The sequence below is a fragment of the Rhodococcus sp. LMD genome, assembly GCF_056108245.1.
Genome location: NZ_CM148557.1, coordinates 3,117,018 through 3,137,607 on the forward strand (window position 1 = coordinate 3,117,018; position 20,590 = coordinate 3,137,607).

The window sequence follows — 20,590 nt, forward strand, 5'->3', positions numbered from 1 at the left end:
GGCGTAGGATCGGGTCCGTGACTGTGGCCCCAGAAGGACGCAAGCTGCTGCGGATCGAGACCCGAAACGCACAGACGCCGATCGAACGTAAGCCGAACTGGATCAGGACCCGGGCGAAGATGGGCCCGGAGTACTCCGAGCTGAAGGGACTGGTGCGGCGCGAAGGCCTGCACACGGTCTGCGAGGAGGCCGGTTGTCCCAACATCTACGAATGCTGGGAGGATCGGGAGGCGACGTTCCTCATCGGTGGCGAGCAGTGCACCCGTCGATGCGATTTCTGTCAGATCGACACCGGTAAGCCCGCCGAGCTCGACCGCGACGAGCCGCGCCGGGTCGCCGAGTCCGTGCAGGCCATGGGCCTGCGGTACTCCACGATCACCGGTGTCGCCCGCGACGACCTGCCCGACGGCGGTGCGTGGCTCTACGCCGAGACCGTGCGGCAGATCCACGAGCTCAACCCGGGCACCGGCGTCGAGAATCTCATCCCCGACTTCAACGGCAAGCCGGAGCTGCTCACCGAGGTCTTCGAATCACGTCCCGAGGTGCTCGCGCACAATGTCGAGACCGTGCCCCGGATCTTCAAGCGCATCCGCCCGGCGTTCCGCTACCAGCGGTCGCTGGACGTGATCACCGCGGCCCGCGAGTTCGGGCTGGTGACCAAGTCCAATCTGATCCTCGGCATGGGCGAGACGCCGGAGGAGGTCACCGAGGCGCTGCACGACCTGCACGCCGCCGGCTGCGACATCGTCACCATCACCCAGTACCTGCGCCCGTCGCCGCGGCACCATCCCGTCGAGCGCTGGGTCAAGCCCGAGGAGTTCGTGGCGCACTCGAAGACCGCCGAGGAGATCGGGTTCGCCGGCGTGATGGCCGGGCCGCTGGTCCGGTCGTCGTACCGCGCGGGGCGCCTGTACGCGCAGGCGATGGCGCACCACGGCCGCGAGCTGCCCGCCGCCCAGGCGCACCTGGCCGAGGGGGGCACGGCGGCCCAGGAAGCCAGCTCGGTGCTGGCGCGCCTGACCTCGTAGCCGTACCCGACCCGCGGTGGCGAGAAGGGCGCCGCGGGGAAAGTATCCTGGATGCTATGGCGAGAGGCAGCAAACCCGACAAGGAAGCGAAGGCCGCAGCGAAGGCCGCGCGCAAGCAGGCGTCGAAGGAGCGGCGAACCCAGCTCTGGCAGGCGTTCCAGCTGCAGCGCAAGGAAGACAAGCTGCTGCTGCCGTGGATGATCGGTGCGATCGTCGTCTCCACCCTGGTGTTCTTCCTGATCGGGCTGATCTTCGGTATCGAGTGGTTCCTCCTGCCGGTCGGCCTGCTCGTGGGGGTGCTGCTCGCGTTCGTCATCTTCGGTCGCCGGGTGCAGAAGACGGTGTACGGCAAGGCCGAGGGCCAGGCCGGTGCGGCGGCGTGGGCGCTGGACAACCTGCAGGGCTCCTGGCGCGTCACGCATGCGGTGGCCGGCACCACGCAACTCGACGCCGTGCACCGCGTCATCGGCCGCCCGGGCGTGATCCTGGTGGCCGAGGGAGCACCGCAGCGCGTGAAAGCCCTTCTCGCACAGGAGAAGAAGCGGGTCGCGCGCCTCGTGGGCGACACGCCGATCTACGACATCGTGGTCGGCAACGACGAGGGTCAGGTCCCGCTGTCACAGCTGCAGAAGCACCTGTCGAAACTGCCGCGCAACATCGACACCAAGCGGATGGACGCGATCGAGGGCCGGCTGGCCGCCCTGAGCACGAAGAAGTCCGGCGCCGCGCTCCCGAAGGGTCCGATGCCCGCCGGCGCGAAGATGCGCAGCGTGCAGCGCACCATGCGCCGGCGCTGAGGTCCGTCCAGACGACGGGAGCCTGCACCTACCCGGTGCAGGCTCCCGTTCGACGTTTCGGGGACGGACGCGTCAGCGGGACCGCACGAGCGCCGTGCCGGTCGCCCGGTCCTGCAGGCCGCGGCCGTCGACGTCGGTGACGACGGCCGGCGCGATGAACACGAGCAGCAGCTGCCGCGCCAGGGCGCGAATCAGTCCCACCCGCACCGGCGCGTCGACCCGGGCGACCTGCAGGCCGACCAGATACTGGCCCGGCGTGAACGAGAACAGCGTCACCGTGAGCACCCCGACCACGAACCACACGAGCAGGGTGTAGGTGGACAGCTGGGGATTCTCGAAGGGCCGCTCCCCCACGATCGCGGTTGCGATGCCGACGGAGGTGAGCCAGTCGATCGCCAGCGCGCTCGCGCGCCGGCCGGTACCGGCGAGCGCACCGCGCCCGCTCGCGGGTAGTCCGAGCAGCTGCCCGCGGTAGTCCTGGGCCTTGTCCTGCCCCTTGGGGATCGCCGCAGCGGGTCCGGAGAGCCAGCTGCCGGTCATGCGTGCCATGGTGTCCAGGATAGGGTGCAACGGACGGACCGGCCCGACCCACGTGCCCGCCGGTGACTTCTACCACAAATGCAGTCCTCACGACACCGGAAGACGAGCTGTAACATCGGTGAAACATGGGATTGATGGTCGGGCAACACCAGCTCAATACGGTCTGTATCCGACGCAGACGCCCCATCCCCATGGCGCGCATTGACTGAAGGAGCACAAGCGTGGCGTTCACCTCGGCCGAAGAGGTCATCAAGTACATCGAGGACGAAAACGTCGAGTACGTCGATGTCCGGTTCAGCGACCTCCCCGGCATCCAGCAGCACTTCTCGATCCCCGCGGCTGCGTTCACCAAGGACGTGTTCGAGGACGGCCTGGCGTTCGACGGTTCCTCCGTCCGCGGCTTCCAGTCCATCCACGAGTCGGACATGATGCTGCTGCCGGACGTGACCACCGCGCGCATCGACCCCTTCCGCGCCGCCAAGACGCTCAACGTCAACTTCTTCGTCCACGACCCGTTCACTCGCGAGTCCTACAGCCGCGACCCGCGCAACGTCGCCCGTAAGGCCGAGGAGTACCTGGCCAGCACCGGCATCGCCGACACCGCGTTCTTCGGTGCCGAGGCCGAGTTCTACATCTTCGACTCGATCCGCTACGACTCGCAGATGAACGGCGCGTTCTACGAGATCGACTCGGTCTCCGGCGCGTGGAACACCGGCGTCGAGGCCAACGCCGACGGCTCGCCGAACCTCGGCTACAAGGTCCGCCCCAAGGGCGGCTACTTCCCCGTCGCGCCGTACGACCACTATGTGGACCTGCGCGACGAGATCTCCACCAACCTGCAGAACGCCGGCTTCGAACTCGAGCGCGGCCACCACGAGGTCGGTACCGCCGGTCAGGCCGAGATCAACTACAAGTTCAACACCCTGCTCGGCGCGGCCGACGACCTGCAGCTGTTCAAGTACATCGTCAAGAACACCGCGTGGAAGCACGGCAAGTCGGTGACCTTCATGCCGAAGCCGCTGTTCGGCGACAACGGCTCGGGCATGCACGTGCACCAGTCGCTGTGGAAGGAAGGCAAGCCGCTGTTCCACGACGAGGCCGGTTACGCGGGCCTGTCGGACCTCGCGCGCTGGTACATCGGCGGCATCCTGCACCACGCGCCGTCGCTGCTGGCGTTCACCAACCCCACGATCAACTCGTACCACCGCCTCGTGCCCGGCTACGAGGCCCCGATCAACCTGGTCTACAGCCAGCGCAACCGCTCCGCCGCGGTCCGCATCCCGATCACCGGCAACAACCCGAAGGCCAAGCGCCTCGAGTTCCGCGCGCCGGACGCCTCGGGCAACCCGTACCTGTCGTTCGCGGCGCAGATGCTCGCCGGTCTGGACGGCATCAAGAACAAGATCGAGCCGATGGCGCCGGTCGACAAGGACCTCTACGAGCTCCCGCCGGAGGAGGCCCGGAACATCCCGCAGGCCCCGACCAGCCTCGCGACCGTGATCGACAACCTCGAGCGCGACCACGAGTACCTCACCGAGGGCGGCGTGTTCACCTCCGACCTGATCGAGACCTGGATCTCGCTCAAGCGCGAGCAGGAGATCGCCCCGGTCAACCTGCGGCCGCACCCGTACGAGTTCCAGCTGTACTACGACTGCTGAGTCGATTCCGCACGTCGTTCGTCACGAGTCCACCCGCCTTGCGTTCCGCGAGGCGGGTGGACTCGTGTCTGCGGCCCCTCGTACCTGCGGGGTACGCGGATCCGCTATGCGGCAGGCGCCCGCGCGTGGGCGGGCGTGGTGTCGCTCGTGCCCTGCGGCACGGTCAGCGTGGCGGCCACGCACAGTGCCGCGACGACGAAGCACGCCAGCGCGTACCACAGGTTGCCCACCGGGTCGCCGGTGCTCGTCACGCCGTCGACGGCACGGAAGAACTCAGGCAGCGCGGTGACCCACAGGAACGCCATGACGACGAGATACACCACGCTGTAGACCTGGACGAATCGGTTCGTGTACGCGGGAACCGCCGGCTCGCCCCGTCGCAGGCACACCCAGCGGCGAACGAGCACCACGACCCCGACGACGGTGACGACGGCCAGTTCCACCACATAGACCACCGCCCGGACCGTGGTACTGCCCATGCCCAGGACGGTCGCCGGGAGCGGGAGAACGAACGTGCCCAGTGACGCCAGCAGGCCGATCACGACGGTGCGCCACACCAGCTCGAGACCGGAGAAGTGTCGGCCGCGGTCGACGTGGCGACCGACGAAGAACTGCACGCACAGCGCCAGCGACATCGGCCAGAGCGCGGCGAACACCACCACGCTTGGGAGCGGGACCGCATCGAACAGGGGTTGGTTGATCGGATTCGTCACCGCCCAGTGCCACCAGCGCAACTGGGGTCCGAGATGGTCGAAGATCTCGTAGAACGCGTGGTGCACGAATCCCACGCACACGGCCCCGACGAGAACTCCGTGGCGGCGGAACACCCCCAGCATTCTGACGATCTCGAACGCCAGCGTGGCCATCAGCGGGTAGATCGCGACGATGTACAGCGGGAGCCGGCCCCACAGGAATTCCACGGTGAACACGTTGTGGGCGAACATCGTGTCCACGTGCTCCTCGATGCCGAAGGCAGCCGGGAAGTACAGCGGAGGTTCGATGACGAACAGGTAGGCGGTGGCACCGAACCAGAGCACCAGAGTGGTGGGGTCGCCGTGGCGGCGCAGGCGCACGACGGCGAGCACGAGCGCGAGCACCGCGCCGAGCACGATGGTGACCTCGAGAACGGGAAGGGTCCAGTTCTCCAGGGCCGAGGGGTTGCGGACCTCGACGAGGCCACCGGCCTCCTGGCACGAGAAGCCCAGGGACGCGGCGAGTTCGGCGAAGGTGGGTGAGCACAGGTCGGTCATCGAGGCGGCTCCCTACGAGGCGACCGCGTCGGCGGTGTACCAGCGCGTGACGTCGTAGCCGTCCTCGTAGCGCCGGAACCACACGTCCGCGAGTACCGGCAACTTCTCGTGGGCCGGATCGTGCTTCGGCAACTGGCTGCGCACCACTCCCGCCAGTGCGACGAGTTGCTCGGCGAGCGGCAGATCGTCGAAGGCGCGTGGCATCGGGCCGTGGTCCTGCGCGCGCAGGAGGGGCAACCATCTGCGCAGACGCTGGGCGCGCCGGTACGACGCGAACATCGACAGCGCGTCGATCCCGCGATCCTCCAACGGAACGTGGTCGTTGAAGCCCTGGCAGGCCAGCCGGATGACGTGCAGCACATGACGGAAGACCGAGGGGGCCACGCGCATCCGGTAGATGTCGGAGCCGACGACGGAGTCGAAGACGACGAGCGCCGAACTCCGGTGTTCGACCTCCTCGACGAAGTGCCAGATGAACAGCGACGCCACCCGGTCGTCGCCGGGCCGGAACAGGGTGGCCTCGTTGTCGAGCATCAACTTGAACACCGGCGTGAAGGTTGCCTCGAGATCTGCGGTGTAGGCGAGCCGGTAGTTCAGCGACGTCTGTGCGGTGAGCCGGTCGAATTCCCCGATGACGGCGTCGAGGGTTTCCCGGAGCCCGGGGTACCGCACGATCAGGGCCTTGACATGCTGCCGGTGTGCCGTCGAGTGCTGGCCTTCCTGACGCATGAACGCGTCCGCCTCCGCGGCGACGTCGGGGTCGGTGATCAGCGGCTTGGCTTGGAGGATCATCTTCACGATCATCTTCTCGAAGCCGATCGCCAGGAACGAGACCGCGTTCGCCATGCTCGAGAAGGCCGGGTTCTCCTCGTTCCACAGGAACGGCACGTCGTCTTCCTCGAACGCGAAGTTCATTCTTCGGATCTGCAGGTCGGTCACGGGCGTTGCACCTCGTCTTGCGGGAATGGGCTGGTCCGGCGGCCCCGCGACGGCTCCGAAGCCCCGGCGCAGCGATCATACATATAACGCAGCCTACGTATGATGAGAACGTGTTACACGGTGGGTGGCGCGGGCGAGGTACCGCCCCCGTGCTACCGTCGGTCGTTCGAGCGGACGGTCGACAGGACCCCGCCGAGGGGGATCCGCCGGTCCCGATGCGGCCCGATCCGAGGAAGCGAGCAGTGGCACGACGACGCGGTTGGGGCGGCAGCCCCCCGGAGAACGACGACGAAGCGTCTCGCCGAATCGTTTCCGCCGCAGTCGATCTGATCGGCCGGACGGGTTCCGTCATCAGCCTGGCCGAGGTCGCGGAATCGCTGGGTGTCATCCGCCAGACGGTCTACCGCTACTTCCCCAGCGCGGATGCGCTGATGCGGGCCGCGGCGATCGCGTCGGTCGACGGATTCCTCGATCGCCTCGCCCGGCACATCGACGGCCTCGCGGACCCCGTGGACGCGATGACGGAAGGCGTCGTCTACACCCTCTCCGAGGTTCGGCGCACGCCACATCTGGGCCTCCTGCTCACCGGCACGTATTCGAACGTCCGTCCCGACGGCCTCACGTCCGACGAGGCGCAGGAATTCGGGATGACGATGATCGAGCGCTTCGACGTCGATTGGGCGCGCTACGGATACGACGAGGCGGCCCTGCGCGAGCTCGTCGAGTACGTGCTGCGCACGATGCAGTCCTTCTTCGTCTCCCCCGACGATCCCCCGCGGAGCGACGACGACCTGCGGCGATACCTCCGACGCTGGATGGGACCCGCGATCCTCGCACAGCGCGACCTCCCCCGCTGACGACCGCGACCAGGTGACGGGATCCGCCCGGCCGGGCGGGCCCCGGGGTGGCCGCCGAGGCGTCGACCCGTCGCACGGTCGCGGCCCCGCAGCGGTCGCCGCGGGGCCGGGTCCGGGGCCGCGCTACACCGGCTGGGGCTCGCGGGCGGCGTGCGAGGCCTCGGCCCGCCGGGCCGCCTCGGCCCGGAGTCGCTGCCCGAGCACCGACGTGCGGCGGCCGTAGACGGCGTAGACCACCACGCCCAGGGCCATCCAGGCCCCGAACCGCAGCCACGTCTCGACGGACAGGTTGAGCATCAGCCAGCCGCACGCGAGGACCGCAAGAATCGGCACCAGGGGCACGAGCGGAACCCGGAACCCACGCGGCAGGTCGGGGCGGGTGCGGCGGAGCACCATCACACCGATGCACACCAGCACGAAGGCGAACAGGGTGCCGATGTTGACCATCTCCTCGAGCACACCCATCGGGAACACCGCGGCGAGGACGGCGACGATGCTGCCGACCAGCAGGGTGATGCGTACCGGGGTGCCCTTGCGGCCCGTCGTGGCCAGCCGCCGCGGCATCAGCCCGTCCCGGGACATCGCGAACAGCACGCGAGTCTGGCCGAGCATCATCACCATCACGACGGTGGTGAGGCCGGCGAGGCCGCCGATGTTGATCGCCGTCTGCGCCCACGTGATGCCGTGAGCCTCGAACGCGGTGGCCAGGGTGGCACTGCCGTCGCCGACGAGTGCGCTGCCCGTCCGCAGGTCGGTGTACTTCACCATGCCGGTCAGCACCAGCGTCACGCCGACGTAGAGGACCGTGACGATGGCGAGCGAGGCGAAGATGCCGCGCGGCAGCGACTTCTGCGGGTTCTTCGTCTCCTCCGCGGTGGTGGCGACCACGTCGAAGCCGATGAAGGCGAAGAACACCAGGCTCGCGGCGGCGAGCAGGCCGTACCACCCGTAACTGCTGCCGTCGGCCCCGGTGAGCGCCGAGAACAGCGACTGGTGCACGCCGCTCGCGGTGCCCTGCGCGCCCTCCGCCGGCGGAATGTAGGGCGAGTAGTTGCTCTTGTCGATGTAGAAGACGCCGACCGCGATGACCAGCACGACGACGGCGACCTTGACGGCGGTGACGACGGCCGACACACGCGAGGACATCTTGGTGCCGACGGCGAGCACGACCGTGATCGCGCCGACGATGAGCAACGCGCCCCAGTCGACCGCGAGCGGCCCGAGGTGCATCGTGGTGTGTGCGGTGCCGCCGAGCATGCCGCCGAGATACAGCGACCAGCCCTTGGCGACGACGGCGGAGGCGAGCGCGAACTCGAGGATGAGGTCCCAGCCGATGATCCAGGCGGCGAACTCACCGAAGGTCGCGTACGAGAAGGTGTAGGCGCTTCCGGCGACGGGGACGGTCGACGCGAACTCCGCGTAGCACAGGGCCGCGAGGCCGCACGTGATCGCGGCGAGCACGAAGGCCAGCGAGATCGACGGGCCCGCGACGTTGCCCGCGGTGCGCGCGGTGAGGGTGAAGATGCCGGCGCCGATCACCACGGCGACGCCGAATACGGTCAGGTCCTTGGCGGTCAGCTGCCGCCGCAACCGCGAACCGGGTTCGTCGGTGTCCGCGATGGACTGTTCGACGGACTTGGTGCGCCAGATGCCGACTCCGGGCATGGTGTGCTCCTCGGGATGGAATGGGGCCCGCCGGACCTCGTGGGCGACCGGGGGCACGGCCCTCGTGGGCGACGCATTGTGGTGCCGCAGAGAGGGATTGCGTGAGCAATTCAGTGCAGCAATCATGGCACTGTCACTCTTCGTGTCAACATCTTCGGCAACAGCTACGCACGATGCTCAAATGTGACGCCCATCACAACCGAAAGGATGTCACCGTGCTCAGTTTCGATCGGCTCGACGCGGCTCTCCTCGCCGAGCTCACCCACAATCCGCGAGCCGGCATAGTCGATCTGGCAGCGAAGCTCGGCGTCGCCCGCAACACCGTCCAGTCGCGGATCCGGAAGCTCGAGGAGTCGGGCGCCGTGACGGGATATCGCCCGGTGGTCGATCTGCCGAAGCTCGGCCTGCCGCTGCAGGCGTTCATCGGCGCGGAACTCGTGCAGGCGCGGATGGGGCACGTCATCGCGGAGCTCGAACGATTCCCCGAAGTACTCGAGGTGCACGCGACGACGGGCCGGGAGGACTTGCTGATCCGGATGGCGGCACAGTCGCAGGAGGACCTGCTCCTGCAACTCGAACGCATCCACGCGATCGAGGGCGTCGCCCACACCACCACCACGCTGGCCCTGACGACGCCCGTGGCGTACCGGACGCAGCCCCTGCTCGAACATCTCACCCGCGACTCCGGGCACGGGCGCTCCGTGCCGACGAGCGACCGTCGCTGAGGGACGTCGCCGTTCGGCCCACCGGCGCTCGGGGACAACCGCTTCCGGGTCGCGCCCGCACCCGGTGCACGAGCGAGAGGGGAGGCACCGTGGTGCCTCCCCTGTTCGCCGTGCGACCGGCCGGGACGGTACGCCGCCCGCGTCCGTCAGGCCGCGTCGATGCGCTGCTCGGCGAGCCGGTTCGCCGCCGCGCCGGGCCCGATGCCCAGGGTTCGCGACATCGCGAAGATCTCGGCGGTGCGGTCGAAGATCGCGTCCACCCTGGACCGGACGACGCTCGGCTCGGAGCCGTCGACCTCACCGGCGACCTGGATCAGGCCGCCGGCGTTGGCGACATAGTCCGGCACCCAGGTGATGCCCCGGTCGCGGAGCAGATCCTCGACCTCGGGGCGGGCGAGCTGATTGTTCGCGGCACCGCACACCAGCCGCGCCCCGAGCGCGCTGCCGGTCGACGTGGTGAGCGTCCCACCGAGCGCACACGGTGCGTACACGTCCACCGGGGCGTCGACCACGCTGCTCGCGATGCGGACGGGGAAGTCGGCGGCCACCCGGGCCACGGCCCCGGGGTTCACGTCGGCGACCATCACGGCGGCCCCGTCGGCGACGAGCAGCCGCACCAGCTCGTAGCCCACCTTCCCGAGCCCCTCGACACCGACGGTGCGTCCGTCCAGAGATGCTGTGCCCCAGACATGTTCGGCGCCGGCCCGCATCGCACGGAACACTCCGAGCGCGGTGAGCGGCGAGCTGTCCCCGGATCCGCCGGCTGCGGTGGTGCGTCCGACCGCGTGCCGGGTGTGCCGGCCGACGACGTCCAGATCACCGGCGGCGGTGCCGACGTCGGCGGCCGTGACGTAGCGACCGCCGAGGGACTCGACGAACCGTCCGTACGCGGCGAGCAGCGCGTCGCTCTTGTCCGTGACCGGGTCACCGAGGATGACGGCCTTGCCGCCGCCGAGGTTCACCCCGGCGACCGCGGCCTTGTAGGTCATGCCCCACGACAGGCGCAGCACGTCCTCGAGCGCGGTGGCCTCGTCGGCGTAGGGGTAGAAGCGGGTGCCGCCGAGGGCGGGGCCGAGCGCGGTGGAGTGGATCGCGACGATCGCGCGCAGGCCGGTGGCGGCGTCCTGACAGAAGACGACCTGCTCGTGCGGGCGGTCGGACAGGCGACGGGAACGGTCGAAGACTCCGGCCGGCGCGTGGTCGAGAAGGGAGGCGGTCACGAGTGGATTCCTTTCGGACAGAGACGATTCGGTGACGTCAAAAGGCGGTGACATCGGAAGGCGGTGACATCGGAAGGCGGTGACATCGGAAGACGGGGGCATCAGAAGTCGGTGTCGATGCCCAGGCCGGCGAGGCGTGTGCGGTACTGCTCGACGGAGCGCAGCTTGACGTCCTCGTAGCCGCGGACCGCGTCCGCCAGCTCCGCGACCTGCACCGCACGGTCGTAGTTCTCGATGTCCAATTCGGCAGCGAGACGGTCGATCGTCGCGGTGTAGTGCGCGAGCAGGGCGCGTTCGACCCTGCGGACGTGGGCGTACCCGAACGGATCGAGCCGGGTGCCGCGCAGCCGGCGGCCCTTGGCCAGCACCCGCAGCGCCACGTGCGACTTCGGACCGAACCCGACCTTCTTCGTGCGACCGAGTGCGCGCAGCACGGGCGGGTGCAGCCGATAGGTCAGTTGCGCTCCGCCGGGCACCTGGGACTGCACCTCGTCGAGGAAGGCGGGGTCGACGAGCATCCGCGCGACCTCGTACTCGTCCTTGTAGGCGGTGAACTTGAACAGTCCGCGCGCGACGGCCGCGCTGAAGTCCGTGCGCGCGGTGACGCGGCGTTCGGCCTCCCACACCGCCTGCACCCGCTCGATGTACCGGGCGGCGAGACGGTCACCCTGGAAGTCGATCAGTGACGCGGCGCGCACCCGCACGAGTCGCAGCACCTCGCCGTCGAAGGTGGTGCCGGCCAGCAGGTGTTCCGGTACGACGGTGGCTCTCCGCTCGGGCCGCGCCGGTTCGGTCGCGGCCGCGAACGCGTCCGGGTCGGCGACCGCCACCCGCCCCCACCGGAACGCCGCGATGTTCGCCGCGACCGCCACGCCGTTGATCTCGATCGCTTCCTCGACGGCCGCGGCGGGGATCTGCAGTCCGCCGAGCTGGTGGGCGGCGCCGACGACGAGGAAGTTCGCGGCGGAGGTGTCACCGAAGAGCGCCTGCGCGGCGGCGAGGGCGTCGAACGAGACCAGCCGACGGGTCACCGCGCCCAGCCGCGCGAGCAGCTGCTGCTCGTCCGGGTGCCGGATCGACCTGTCGTACACCATGTCCCCGGTGGGGGTGCGGCTCGTCGAGGCGACCGCGACGGTCGAGTGCGGGTCGGCGTAGGCAAGGTTCTTCGCATCCGCCGCGGTCAGCAGGTCCAGCGCCAACAGGCACGACGCACCGCCGGTGGTCACCCGGTTCCCCGGTGCGAGGCCGTCGGCGGCGAACCGCAGGTGCGAGACCACCGGGCCCGCCTTCTGGCTCATGCCGATCTGGTCCAGGGACTCGACGTCGAAGCCCGCGCGCAGCGCGGCGGTCGCGAGCACCTGGTTGACGGTGACGATGCCGGTGCCGCCGATGCCGGCGAGGAAGACGTTGCGGGTGCCCTCCGGGGTGTCGACGTCGACGTCGGGCACGGCCGGCGGCGTCGGGACGCTGCGGCGCCGAGCCTTCCGGCCGGGCGACGCCTCGACCGTCACGAACGACGGGCAGTCCCCGTCGAGGCACGAGTAGTCGGTGTTGCAGGAGGTCTGGTCGATTCGGGTCTTCGACCCGAACTCGGTGTCGACCGGCTGCACCGACAGGCAGTTGCTCTTGACGCCGCAGTCGCCGCAGCCCTCGCACACCGCCTCGTTGATCACCACCCGGGTGGTGCGGGCGGGCAGGGTCCCGCGCTTGCGTTGCCGGCGCGCGTCGGCCGCGCAGTGCTGGTCGTAGATGAGCACGGTGACGCCGGGGACCTCGCGCAACACGCGCTGTGCTTCGTCGAGCCGGTCGCGGTGCCAGACCTGCACGCCGCGGGCGAGGGAGCGCTTGCGGTGCCGCTTCGGGTCGTCGGAGCAGACGATGATCCTGCGCACGCCCTCGGTGGCGAGTTTGCGGGTGAGCGCAGGAACGGTCAGTGCGCCCTCGGCGTCCTGCGCGCCGGTCATGGCGACGACGTCGTTGTAGAGCAGCTTGAAGGTGATGTTCACCCCGGCCGCGACGCACGCCTGCACGGCGAGCTGACCGGAGTGGAAGTACGTTCCGTCGCCGAGATTCTGGAACATGTGGCCGATGTCGGTGAACGGTGCCTGCCCGATCCACTGCGCGCCCTCGCCACCCATCTGGGTCAGGCCGGTGACGGCGCTGTCGGCGCGGCCGGACATGGTGACGAGTGCGTGACAGCCGATGCCGCCGCCGCCGATCGAGCCGTCCGGCAGGGCCGTGGAGCGGTTGTGCGGGCAGCCGCTGCAGAAGTACGGGGCGCGCTTGGCAGACAGCACCTCCAGCGGCAACTGGGGCAACGGCGCAGGTCCGAGGTCGACGTGTCCGCGCAGCACCCGGCGCAGCGGACCGCGGATCCGTCCGGCGGTGAGCTCGCCGTCGACGGGCATCAGCGGCCGGCCGTCGGCGTCCTTCTTGCCGACGATGCGCGGCGGATGGTCGGTGCCGTAGAGGATCTCCCGGATCTGGGTTTCGACGAACGCGGTCTTGTCCTCGACGACGACGAGCTGGTCGAGACCGGAAGCGAATTCGCGTACCAGGTCGGGACCGATCGGGTACGGCATTCCGATGCGCAGCAGCCGGATGCCGGCGCGGTGCAGGTCGGCGTCGGTCACCCCGAGATCGAGCAGGGCCTGTCGCAGCGCGTCGAACGTGGTACCGGTGGCGGCGAGTCCGATCCGGGCGTGCGGGGGGTCGACCTCGACGACGTCCAGGCCGTTGGCCTTCCCGTACGCGTGCACCATCGCCCAGCGCGGCCCGTACAGGTCCGCCTCGGCGATCACGCTGTCGCCCGGGGCCGCCATCGGGCGCTGCCGGTACACGAACAGCCTTCCCTCCCATTCGATCTCGGGAACGGTGATGCGCAGGTCCGCAACCGAACCGTCGACGGACCACGCGCCGTCGGCGACGTCTGCGACGACCTTGAGAGCGACGAGGCAGCCGGACGCGCGCGACAGCGCGACTCCGTGCAGGCCCATCGTGACGATCTCGGCGGCGTTGCGCGGAAACAGGACCGGGATCCCGAGGGCGGCGAGGGACCGTTCGCTCACCGCGGGCACGGTCGACGACTTCGACGCCGGGTCGTCGCCGACCATCAGCAGGACACCGCCGTTCGGGTCCACGCCGTACATGTTCGCGTGCCGCAGCGCGTCGGTGGCCCGGTCCAGGCCGGGCCCCTTGCCGTACCAGACGCCGACCACGCCGTCGTGGGTGGGCGTGCCCGCCCCCAGCTGGCCCTGACTGCCCCATACGGAGGTTGCGGCGAGTTCCTCGTTGAATCCGGGCACGAAGGTGATGTCGTGCTCGGCGAGGACCTTCGGCATGCCGTGCAGCAGCTTGTCGAGCCCGCCGAGCGGGCTGCCGGGATACCCGGAGACGAATGTGGCCACGCGGCGGCCGTCGCGGATGTCGCGCACGTGCTGTTCGACGAGTTGGCGGGCGATCGCCTGGACACCGGTGAGGAGCACCGTGCCCGAGCCGGAGCGGTACCGGTCGTCCAGATCGTAGGGAGAACGCTCGATTTCGCGGACCACGGTTTCGGTCATCGCACTGTTCCTTTGCTGCGACAGGTGCTGCGCACGTCGCTCGAGTCACATCAACTGGTTCAGCAATGATCGACACAGCTGATTGAATCAGTCAACAGACAACTTTTCAGCGGATCATTCTGTTCAGTTGTGACGTGCGACACATCGGGCAGATGGTCACGGTGATCAGCCGTCGGCGCCTCGCCCGGCGCGCGCTCCCGCCGACCGATCCGGTACGGGCTCCGCCGTCCGGTTCCGACCGACGGACTGCGGGCCGCACGCAGCGGCCCGTTCCGGCAGGTCCGCCAGTTCTGCCGGATTTGTCAGAAGCCGGGAGTACCCTGAAGTGGCGCCGGCCGGTTCCGGGTCGGGGCGCCTTGGGGAACTGCTGATGAACGTCTGCGCACCCCGCCGTGCCGGGGCACCGTCGTCCACGGCCGGACCACGGTCCGCGCCGCGGGGGCGCTCGCCGCCCGGATCCACCGCCGGATCGCGCCGATAGACCACATCTGACGGACGCCGCCCCCGCCACCACCGGCGGCACGGATGTCCCCCACCGGATTCACTCCATCGCGACATCGTTCCCGAAAGGACGTTGTCATGCGCACCACCCTCCCGGCCGCGCTGTGCGCGGCCGCCGCCACCCTCCTTCTCGGTTCCGGCCTCGCCGCAGCGCAACCCGCGCCCGATGTCGTCGGCCTCAGCGAACAGCAGGCGATCGCCCTCCTGGACGCGGAAGGCATCCCCTACAGGATCACCAACCGCGCCGGGAATCTGTCCGGCGACTGCCGCGTCACCGAACAACGAGATCGCGGCTACCGCACCGAGGTCGACTACGTGTACGACCACGACGACGACGAGTTCGATCGCGTCGAACGACAGGTGTGGCTGGGCGTGGGTCTCGTCGTCGTCTGCCGCTGAGAGATCCGGAGTCGCCGAGCTACCTGCGCGGTTCGAAGATCTCGAGCTGCGCGCGGGCACGGAGCGTGTCGGCGTCCACGGTGTAGAGGGCGTCGAGATAGGCCACGGCGAACGTGCCGGGGCCCGCGGCGGCCGCCTCGGCGATCTCCGCGGCGACGGCGACGTGCACGTGGGCCGCGGCGAGCCCGATCAACGGCGTCGGTGCGACGGCGAGGTATGCGGCGACGAGACCGCCGAGGGCACAACCCGTGGCCGTCACCTGCTGCAGCATCGCACTGCCACCGCCGACCCGCACCCCGATCACTGCCCCGCCGGCGTCCCGGCCGACGAGGTGATCGATTGCGCCCGAAGCCGATACGGCCTCGGCACGATCGAGCAGGGCCAGCGCCGCCGGGACCGCCGCCGCCGCGTCGGCGGAACTGTCGACGCCGCGGGTCCCGCCCCGCAGGCCCGCCAGGGCGATGATCTCGGAGGCGTTGCCGCGGATCGCCGTCGGCCGGTGCGCCAGCAGTTCGGCGGCGAGGTCGCTGCGCCACGGCAGACCCCCCACGCCCACCGGGTCGAGGACCCACGGGGTGCCGGCCTCGTGAGCGCTGCGGGCCGCGAGACGGAACGCCTCCGCGGTGGCATCGTCGGGGGTGCCGACGTTGATCAGGACGCCGTCGGCCGCCCGCGCGAATCCGCCGGCCTCGTGCACGTTGTCGATGTGCGCATTGCTCGCGCCCGCCGCCAGAAGCACGTTGGTCACGAAGTTCGCCGAGACCACGTTCGTCAGGGACTGCACCACCGGCGTCCGCGACCGCAGTTCCCCCAGCGCCCCGGCCACGGCGTCGACCGTCGGGACACGGCGCGAAGTCGTCACGAATCTCCCTTTCTCACATACGAATCGCGTGGGTGCGGCAGCTGGATCCGGGATCTCACGTCCCGAACACACGTTCCACGACTGCCCGCGCACGCCGGGTGACCCGCAGATAGTGGTCGAGAAACTCGGAGGCGTCACCCCCCGGCCAGCCGGCGACCTGCGCCACCGCCGAGAGCAGCTTCCCCGGACCGGGCAGCTGATCGGTCCGTTTGCCGCGCACCAGCACGAGCGCGTTGCGGGCGCGGGTGGCGGTGAGCCACGCGTCGCGCAGCAGTGCGACGTCCGCGCTGCTGAGCAGTTCGGCGGCACCGATCGCGTCGAGCGTCTCGAGCGTCGACGTGTTGTGCAGCGACTCGATGTTGTGAGCGTGCTGCAGCTGCAGCAGCTGCACGGTCCATTCGATGTCGGCCAGACCGCCGCGGCCCAGCTTGGTGTGCGTGGCGGGATCGGCGCCGCGCGGCAACCGTTCCGAGTCGACGCGAGCCTTCATCCGGCGGATCTCGCGCACCGCGTCGTCCGACACCCCGCCGGCCGGGTACCGGGTGGCGTCGATCATGTGCAGGAAGCGCAGCCCGAGGTCGGCGTCCCCGGCCACCGCGTCGGCCCGCAACAGTGCCTGCACCTCCCACGTCTGCGCCCACTGCGCGTAGTACGCCTGGTAGGACGCGAGGGTGCGCACCATCGGGCCGCTGCGCCCCTCGGGTCGCAGCCCGGTGTCGACCTCGAGCGGCGGATCCGTGCTCGGCGCACCGAGCAGGGCGCGCACCCGCTCGGCGACCTGGTTCGCCCACTTCACCGCGGCGGTCTCGTCGGCGCCGGCGGTCGGTTCGCACACGAACAGCACGTCGGCGTCGGATCCGTAGCCCAGCTCGCCACCGCCGAGGCGGCCCATGCCGATGACCGCGAGCCGTGCCGGAGCCGGCCCGTCCTCCAGCTCGGACGCCTTGATCACGGCGCTCAGGGCAGCCTCGAGCACGGCCGCCCACACGGCGGACAGCGCGCGGCACACCTGCGGTACGTCCAGCATTCCGAGAATGTCGGCGCTGGCGATACGGGCGAGTTCGGCCCGGCGCAACGACCGGGCCGCGTTGATGGCCTTGTCGGGGGTGCCGTAGCGGGCCGAGGAGGTGACGATGGCCTTGGCGACCTCCTCGGGCTGCGGTTCGAGGAGCCGGGGACCACCGGCGCCGTCCGCATAGAGCCGGACGACGTCCGGGGCCCGAACCAGCAGATTCGACACGTAGGCGGAGGAACCGAGCACGGTCATGAGCCGGTCCGCGACGGACGGCTCGTCGCGCAGCGTCCGCAGGAACCACACCCGGTCGACGAGCGCCTCCGACAGGCGGCGGTAGGCGAGCAGGCCGGCGTCGGGGTCGCTCGTCTCCCCCAGTGCCTCGAGCAGCTGGGGCAGCAGCAGCGCCTGGATGCGGGCCTTGCGCGAGGCGCCACCGGACAGCGCCGTCAGGTGGCCGAGGGCGTTCTCCGGTGCGCTGTAGCCGAGTGCGGCGAGCTGGCGGACCGCGGCGTCGGGCGACAGCCGCAGCGCCTCCTTGTCCACCCGGGCGACCGACTCGAGCAGCGGGCGGTAGAACAGCTTCGCGTGCAGTTTGCGTACCCGGGCCGCGTTGCGCTTGATCTCCGCCTCGAGCACGCCGAGCGCGTCGTGCCGGCCGTCGGGGCGCATGTGCGCGGCGCGAGCGAGCCAGCGCATCGCCTCCCGGTCCTCGGGGGGCGGCAGCGTGTGCGTGCGTTTGAGCCGTTGCAGCTGCAGCCGGTGCTCGAGCAACCGCAGGAACTCGTAGGAGGCCCGCAGGTTCGCGGCGTCGTCGCGCCCGACGTATCCCCCGTCGGCGAGGGCGGACAGCGCCTGCACCGTGTTCGGCACGCGGAGCGACTCGTCGGCGCGGCCGTGCACGAGCTGCAGCAGCTGGACCGCGAACTCGACGTCGCGCAGGCTGCCGCGGCCGAGCTTGAGTTCGCGCTCGCGCAGTTCGGCGGGCACGAGCTCCTCGACGCGCCGGCGCATCGCCTGCACCTCGGGCACGAACGCATCCCGCTCGGACGCCGTCCACACCATCGGACTGAGTGCCTCGACGTAGCGGCGACCGAGATCGAGGTCGCCGGTCATCGGCCGGGCCTTGAGCAGCGCCTGGAACTCCCAGGTCTTGGCCCAGCGCTGGTAGTACGCGACGTGCGAGTCCAGGGTGCGGACCAGTTCGCCGCGTTTGCCCTCGGGACGCAGCGCGGCGTCGACCTCGAAGAACGCCGAGGTGCCGATCCGCATCATCTCCCCGGCGATGCGGCTGGCGCGGGCATCGGACGGCTCGGCGACGAACACGACGTCGACGTCGCTGACATAGTTGAGCTCGCGGGCCCCGCACTTGCCCATCGCGATCACGGCCAGGTCGACGGGGCAGGGACCGTCCGTGACGACGTTGGCGACGGCCACCGCCAGGGCCGCCGTCAGGGCCGCATCGGCGAGATCCGCGAGCCGCTGGCCCACCTCGAGGTACGGCAGGACCGGTTCGTTCTCCACGACGGCGGCGAGATCGGCGGCCGCGAGCAGCGCCAACTGATCGCGGTAGCCGGTGCGCAGAGCCGCCACCGCGGCCGGACCGGTGATCTTCGCCCGGTAGATCAGACGGTTCTCGCCCGTCCCGGCCTCGGGCTCGGCGTCGACACAGCCGAGCATCCGCTCGGTGAGGGTTCGCCGGTCGGGCAGGTGCAGCGCCCCGGCGAGATCACGCCACCGCTCCGGGTGGGCGACGATGTGGTCGCCGAGGGCGGACGAGCCTCCGAACAGGCCGAACAGCCGCCCGCGCAGTCCCTTGTCGGTGCGCAGCGCGGCGACGAGTTCCGCCCAGCCATCCCCGAGCGCGTCGTGCAGGCGGGCCAGGGTCCGCAGCGCGAGGTCCGCGTCGGGTGCGCGCGAGAGCGCCCACAGCAGTTCGGTGCTCTCGGTGCCGGTCCAGCCGAGCTGCCGGAGCTCGTCCGGCGCGGTCGGAGCGAGCAGGCCGAGCCGCCCGGCGCTCGGTATCGCCGAGCGCGCCGCCGGCGGTCTCACCATGGTGGCGTCGTTCCGGCGCGGGACACTGCCGCCCGAGTGGGCACGGACCTCACCTCTTCGTCGTCGTCAACCGGCCGGTCCGCGGCGACTCCCCCGGGCGGCCGCGGCCGGCAAGGGGTTACAAGCCCAGATACTGATCCAGTTCGTACGGGGTGACCTGGCTGCGGTAGTTCTCCCACTCCGTCCACTTGTTGCGGAGGAAGAAGTTGAACACATGCTCCCCGAGTGCCTCGGCCACCAGTTCCGACTTCTCCATCTCCCGCAGGGCGATGTCGAGGTCGGTGGGCAGCTCGCGGTACCCCATCGCACGCCGTTCCGCGGAGGTCAGCGCCCACACGTCGTCCTCGGCCTCGGGCCCGAGCTCGTAGCCCTTCTCGATGCCGCGCAGGCCGGCGGCGAGCAGCACCGCGAACGTCAGGTACGGGTTGCAGGCCGAGTCGGGTGTGCGGATCTCGACCCGGCGCGACGACGCCTTGCTCGGCGTGTACATCGGCACCCGCACCAGGGCGGAACGGTTGGACGGGCCCCAGCACGCTGCGGTGGGCGCCTCGCCGCCGTGCACGATGCGCTTGTACGAGTTGACCCACTGGTTGGTCACGGCACTGATCTCGTTGGCGTGCTCGAGCACCCCGGCGATGAACGCCTTGCCGGTCGCCGAGAGCTGCAACGGATCGTCCGGATCGTGGAACGCGTTGTTCTCGCCCTCGAACAGGCTCATGTGGGTGTGCATGGCCGAGCCCGCGTGCTCGCGGAACGGCTTGGGCATGAACGTCGCGCGCACGCCCTCCGACATCGCGATCTCCTTGACCACGTAGCGGAAGGTCATCACGTTGTCGGCCATGGACAGCGCGTCGGCGTACCGCAGGTCGATCTCCTGCTGACCGGGTGCGGTCTCGTGGTGGCTGAACTCGACGGAGATGCCCATCGACTCGAGCGCGTCGATGGCGTGGCGGCGGAAGTTCGGGGCCGAGCGGTGCACCGACTGGTCGAAGTAGCCGCCGTCGTCGGCGGGCACCGGCAGCGCCCCCGGTTCACCGTTCTCGATGAGGAAGAACTCGATCTCGGGATGCACGTAGCAGCTGAAGCCCAGGTCGGACGCCTTGTTGAGCTGGCGACGCAGCACGTGTCGCGGGTCGGCCCAGCTGGGGGTGCCGTCGGGCATGGTGATGTCGCAGAACATGCGGGCCGAGTACTGCTGACCCTTGCCGTCGGCCCACGGCAGCACCTGGAAGGTCGAGGCGTCCGGGCGGGCGACCATGTCGGCCTCGGAGATGCGGGAGAAACCCTCGATGGCCGAGCCGTCGAACCCGATGCCCTCCTCGAAGGCTCCTTCGAGTTCGGCCGGGGCGATCGCCACCGACTTGAGGGTTCCGACGACGTCGGTGAACCACAAGCGCACGAACCGAATGTCGCGCTCTTCGAGGGTGCGGAGCACGAACTCCTTCTGGCGATCCATACGGCCGAGACTAGGCACAGTGCGTTAAATCCGTGTTACATCCGCGGGTTGTGGTTCCGGCGT

General features: G+C 69.9%; 15 protein-coding genes. 6 read left to right on the plus strand and 9 right to left on the minus strand.

Annotated elements, in window-relative coordinates; genetic code table 11:
* The first annotated feature begins 17 nt into the window (after nt 1–17).
* On the plus strand, nt 18–1,028 hold the full coding sequence (lipA, locus tag ACWPQI_RS14290) for a lipoyl synthase (protein ID WP_026137664.1): 1,011 nt from the start codon (nt 18–20) through the stop codon (nt 1,026–1,028).
* A gap of 56 nt (nt 1,029–1,084) precedes the next feature.
* Nucleotides 1,085–1,825 (plus strand): DUF4191 domain-containing protein, encoded by a 741-nt coding sequence (locus ACWPQI_RS14295; RefSeq protein WP_010594325.1) that lies wholly within the window; start codon nt 1,085–1,087, stop codon nt 1,823–1,825.
* 72 nt (nt 1,826–1,897) lie between these two features.
* On the opposite strand, the gene ACWPQI_RS14300 is transcribed toward ACWPQI_RS14295, so the two are convergent.
* Entirely contained in the window at nt 1,898–2,374 is a 477-nt protein-coding gene (locus ACWPQI_RS14300; protein WP_026137663.1) for an RDD family protein, read from the minus strand.
* 212 nt (nt 2,375–2,586) lie between these two features.
* On the opposite strand from ACWPQI_RS14300, the gene glnA reads away from it, so the two are divergent.
* Nucleotides 2,587–4,023, plus strand: coding sequence for a type I glutamate--ammonia ligase (gene glnA, locus ACWPQI_RS14305; RefSeq protein WP_010594323.1), 1,437 nt, complete (start codon nt 2,587–2,589; stop codon nt 4,021–4,023).
* Nucleotides 4,024–4,127: 104 nt separating this feature from the next.
* Here glnA and ACWPQI_RS14310 read toward each other — a convergent pair whose 3' ends face one another.
* The gene (locus ACWPQI_RS14310; RefSeq protein WP_048770953.1) at nt 4,128–5,273 is read right to left on the minus strand and encodes a hypothetical protein; all 1,146 of its coding nucleotides are present in this window, start codon (nt 5,271–5,273) and stop codon (nt 4,128–4,130) included.
* 12 nt (nt 5,274–5,285) lie between these two features.
* Nucleotides 5,286–6,212 carry a metal-dependent hydrolase gene (locus ACWPQI_RS14315; protein ID WP_059174729.1) on the minus strand — a complete coding sequence of 309 codons (927 nt, stop codon included), beginning with the start codon at nt 6,210–6,212 and terminating at the stop codon, nt 5,286–5,288.
* Nucleotides 6,213–6,454: 242 nt separating this feature from the next.
* Here ACWPQI_RS14315 and ACWPQI_RS14320 point away from each other — a divergent pair, with 242 nt between their 5' ends.
* Nucleotides 6,455–7,069 (plus strand): TetR/AcrR family transcriptional regulator, encoded by a 615-nt coding sequence (locus tag ACWPQI_RS14320; RefSeq protein WP_040275251.1) that lies wholly within the window; start codon nt 6,455–6,457, stop codon nt 7,067–7,069.
* A 123-nt stretch (nt 7,070–7,192) separates the two neighbouring features.
* Here ACWPQI_RS14320 and ACWPQI_RS14325 read toward each other — a convergent pair whose 3' ends face one another.
* Nucleotides 7,193–8,734, minus strand: coding sequence for an amino acid permease (locus ACWPQI_RS14325; protein WP_010594319.1), 1,542 nt, complete (start codon nt 8,732–8,734; stop codon nt 7,193–7,195).
* 215 nt (nt 8,735–8,949) lie between these two features.
* On the opposite strand from ACWPQI_RS14325, the gene ACWPQI_RS14330 reads away from it, so the two are divergent.
* On the plus strand, nt 8,950–9,459 hold the full coding sequence (locus ACWPQI_RS14330; protein WP_010594318.1) for an Lrp/AsnC family transcriptional regulator: 510 nt from the start codon (nt 8,950–8,952) through the stop codon (nt 9,457–9,459).
* A gap of 146 nt (nt 9,460–9,605) precedes the next feature.
* On the opposite strand, the gene ACWPQI_RS14335 is transcribed toward ACWPQI_RS14330, so the two are convergent.
* Nucleotides 9,606–10,679 (minus strand): Leu/Phe/Val dehydrogenase, encoded by a 1,074-nt coding sequence (locus ACWPQI_RS14335; RefSeq protein ID WP_210062894.1) that lies wholly within the window; start codon nt 10,677–10,679, stop codon nt 9,606–9,608.
* 101 nt (nt 10,680–10,780) lie between these two features.
* Nucleotides 10,781–14,242: an indolepyruvate ferredoxin oxidoreductase family protein gene (locus tag ACWPQI_RS14340; protein WP_237210810.1), complete on the minus strand. Its 3,462-nt coding sequence runs from the start codon at nt 14,240–14,242 to the stop codon at nt 10,781–10,783.
* Nucleotides 14,243–14,821: 579 nt separating this feature from the next.
* Here ACWPQI_RS14340 and ACWPQI_RS14345 point away from each other — a divergent pair.
* Nucleotides 14,822–15,142, plus strand: coding sequence for a PASTA domain-containing protein (locus ACWPQI_RS14345; RefSeq protein WP_010594315.1), 321 nt, complete (start codon nt 14,822–14,824; stop codon nt 15,140–15,142).
* A 19-nt stretch (nt 15,143–15,161) separates the two neighbouring features.
* Here the strand turns inward: ACWPQI_RS14345 and thiM are convergent, their stop codons facing one another.
* From thiM to ACWPQI_RS14360, 3 genes are all read right to left on the minus strand, one after another.
* The gene (gene thiM, locus ACWPQI_RS14350; RefSeq protein WP_026137662.1) at nt 15,162–16,004 is read right to left on the minus strand and encodes a hydroxyethylthiazole kinase; all 843 of its coding nucleotides are present in this window, start codon (nt 16,002–16,004) and stop codon (nt 15,162–15,164) included.
* Between the two features lie 55 nt (nt 16,005–16,059).
* On the minus strand, nt 16,060–19,071 hold the full coding sequence (locus ACWPQI_RS14355) for a bifunctional [glutamine synthetase] adenylyltransferase/[glutamine synthetase]-adenylyl-L-tyrosine phosphorylase (RefSeq protein WP_040275228.1): 3,012 nt from the start codon (nt 19,069–19,071) through the stop codon (nt 16,060–16,062).
* Nucleotides 19,072–19,189: 118 nt separating this feature from the next.
* Complete coding sequence (locus ACWPQI_RS14360; protein ID WP_010594312.1) at nt 19,190–20,527, minus strand: glutamine synthetase family protein; 1,338 nt, start codon at nt 20,525–20,527, stop codon at nt 19,190–19,192.
* Between the last annotated feature and the right edge of the window lie 63 nt (nt 20,528–20,590).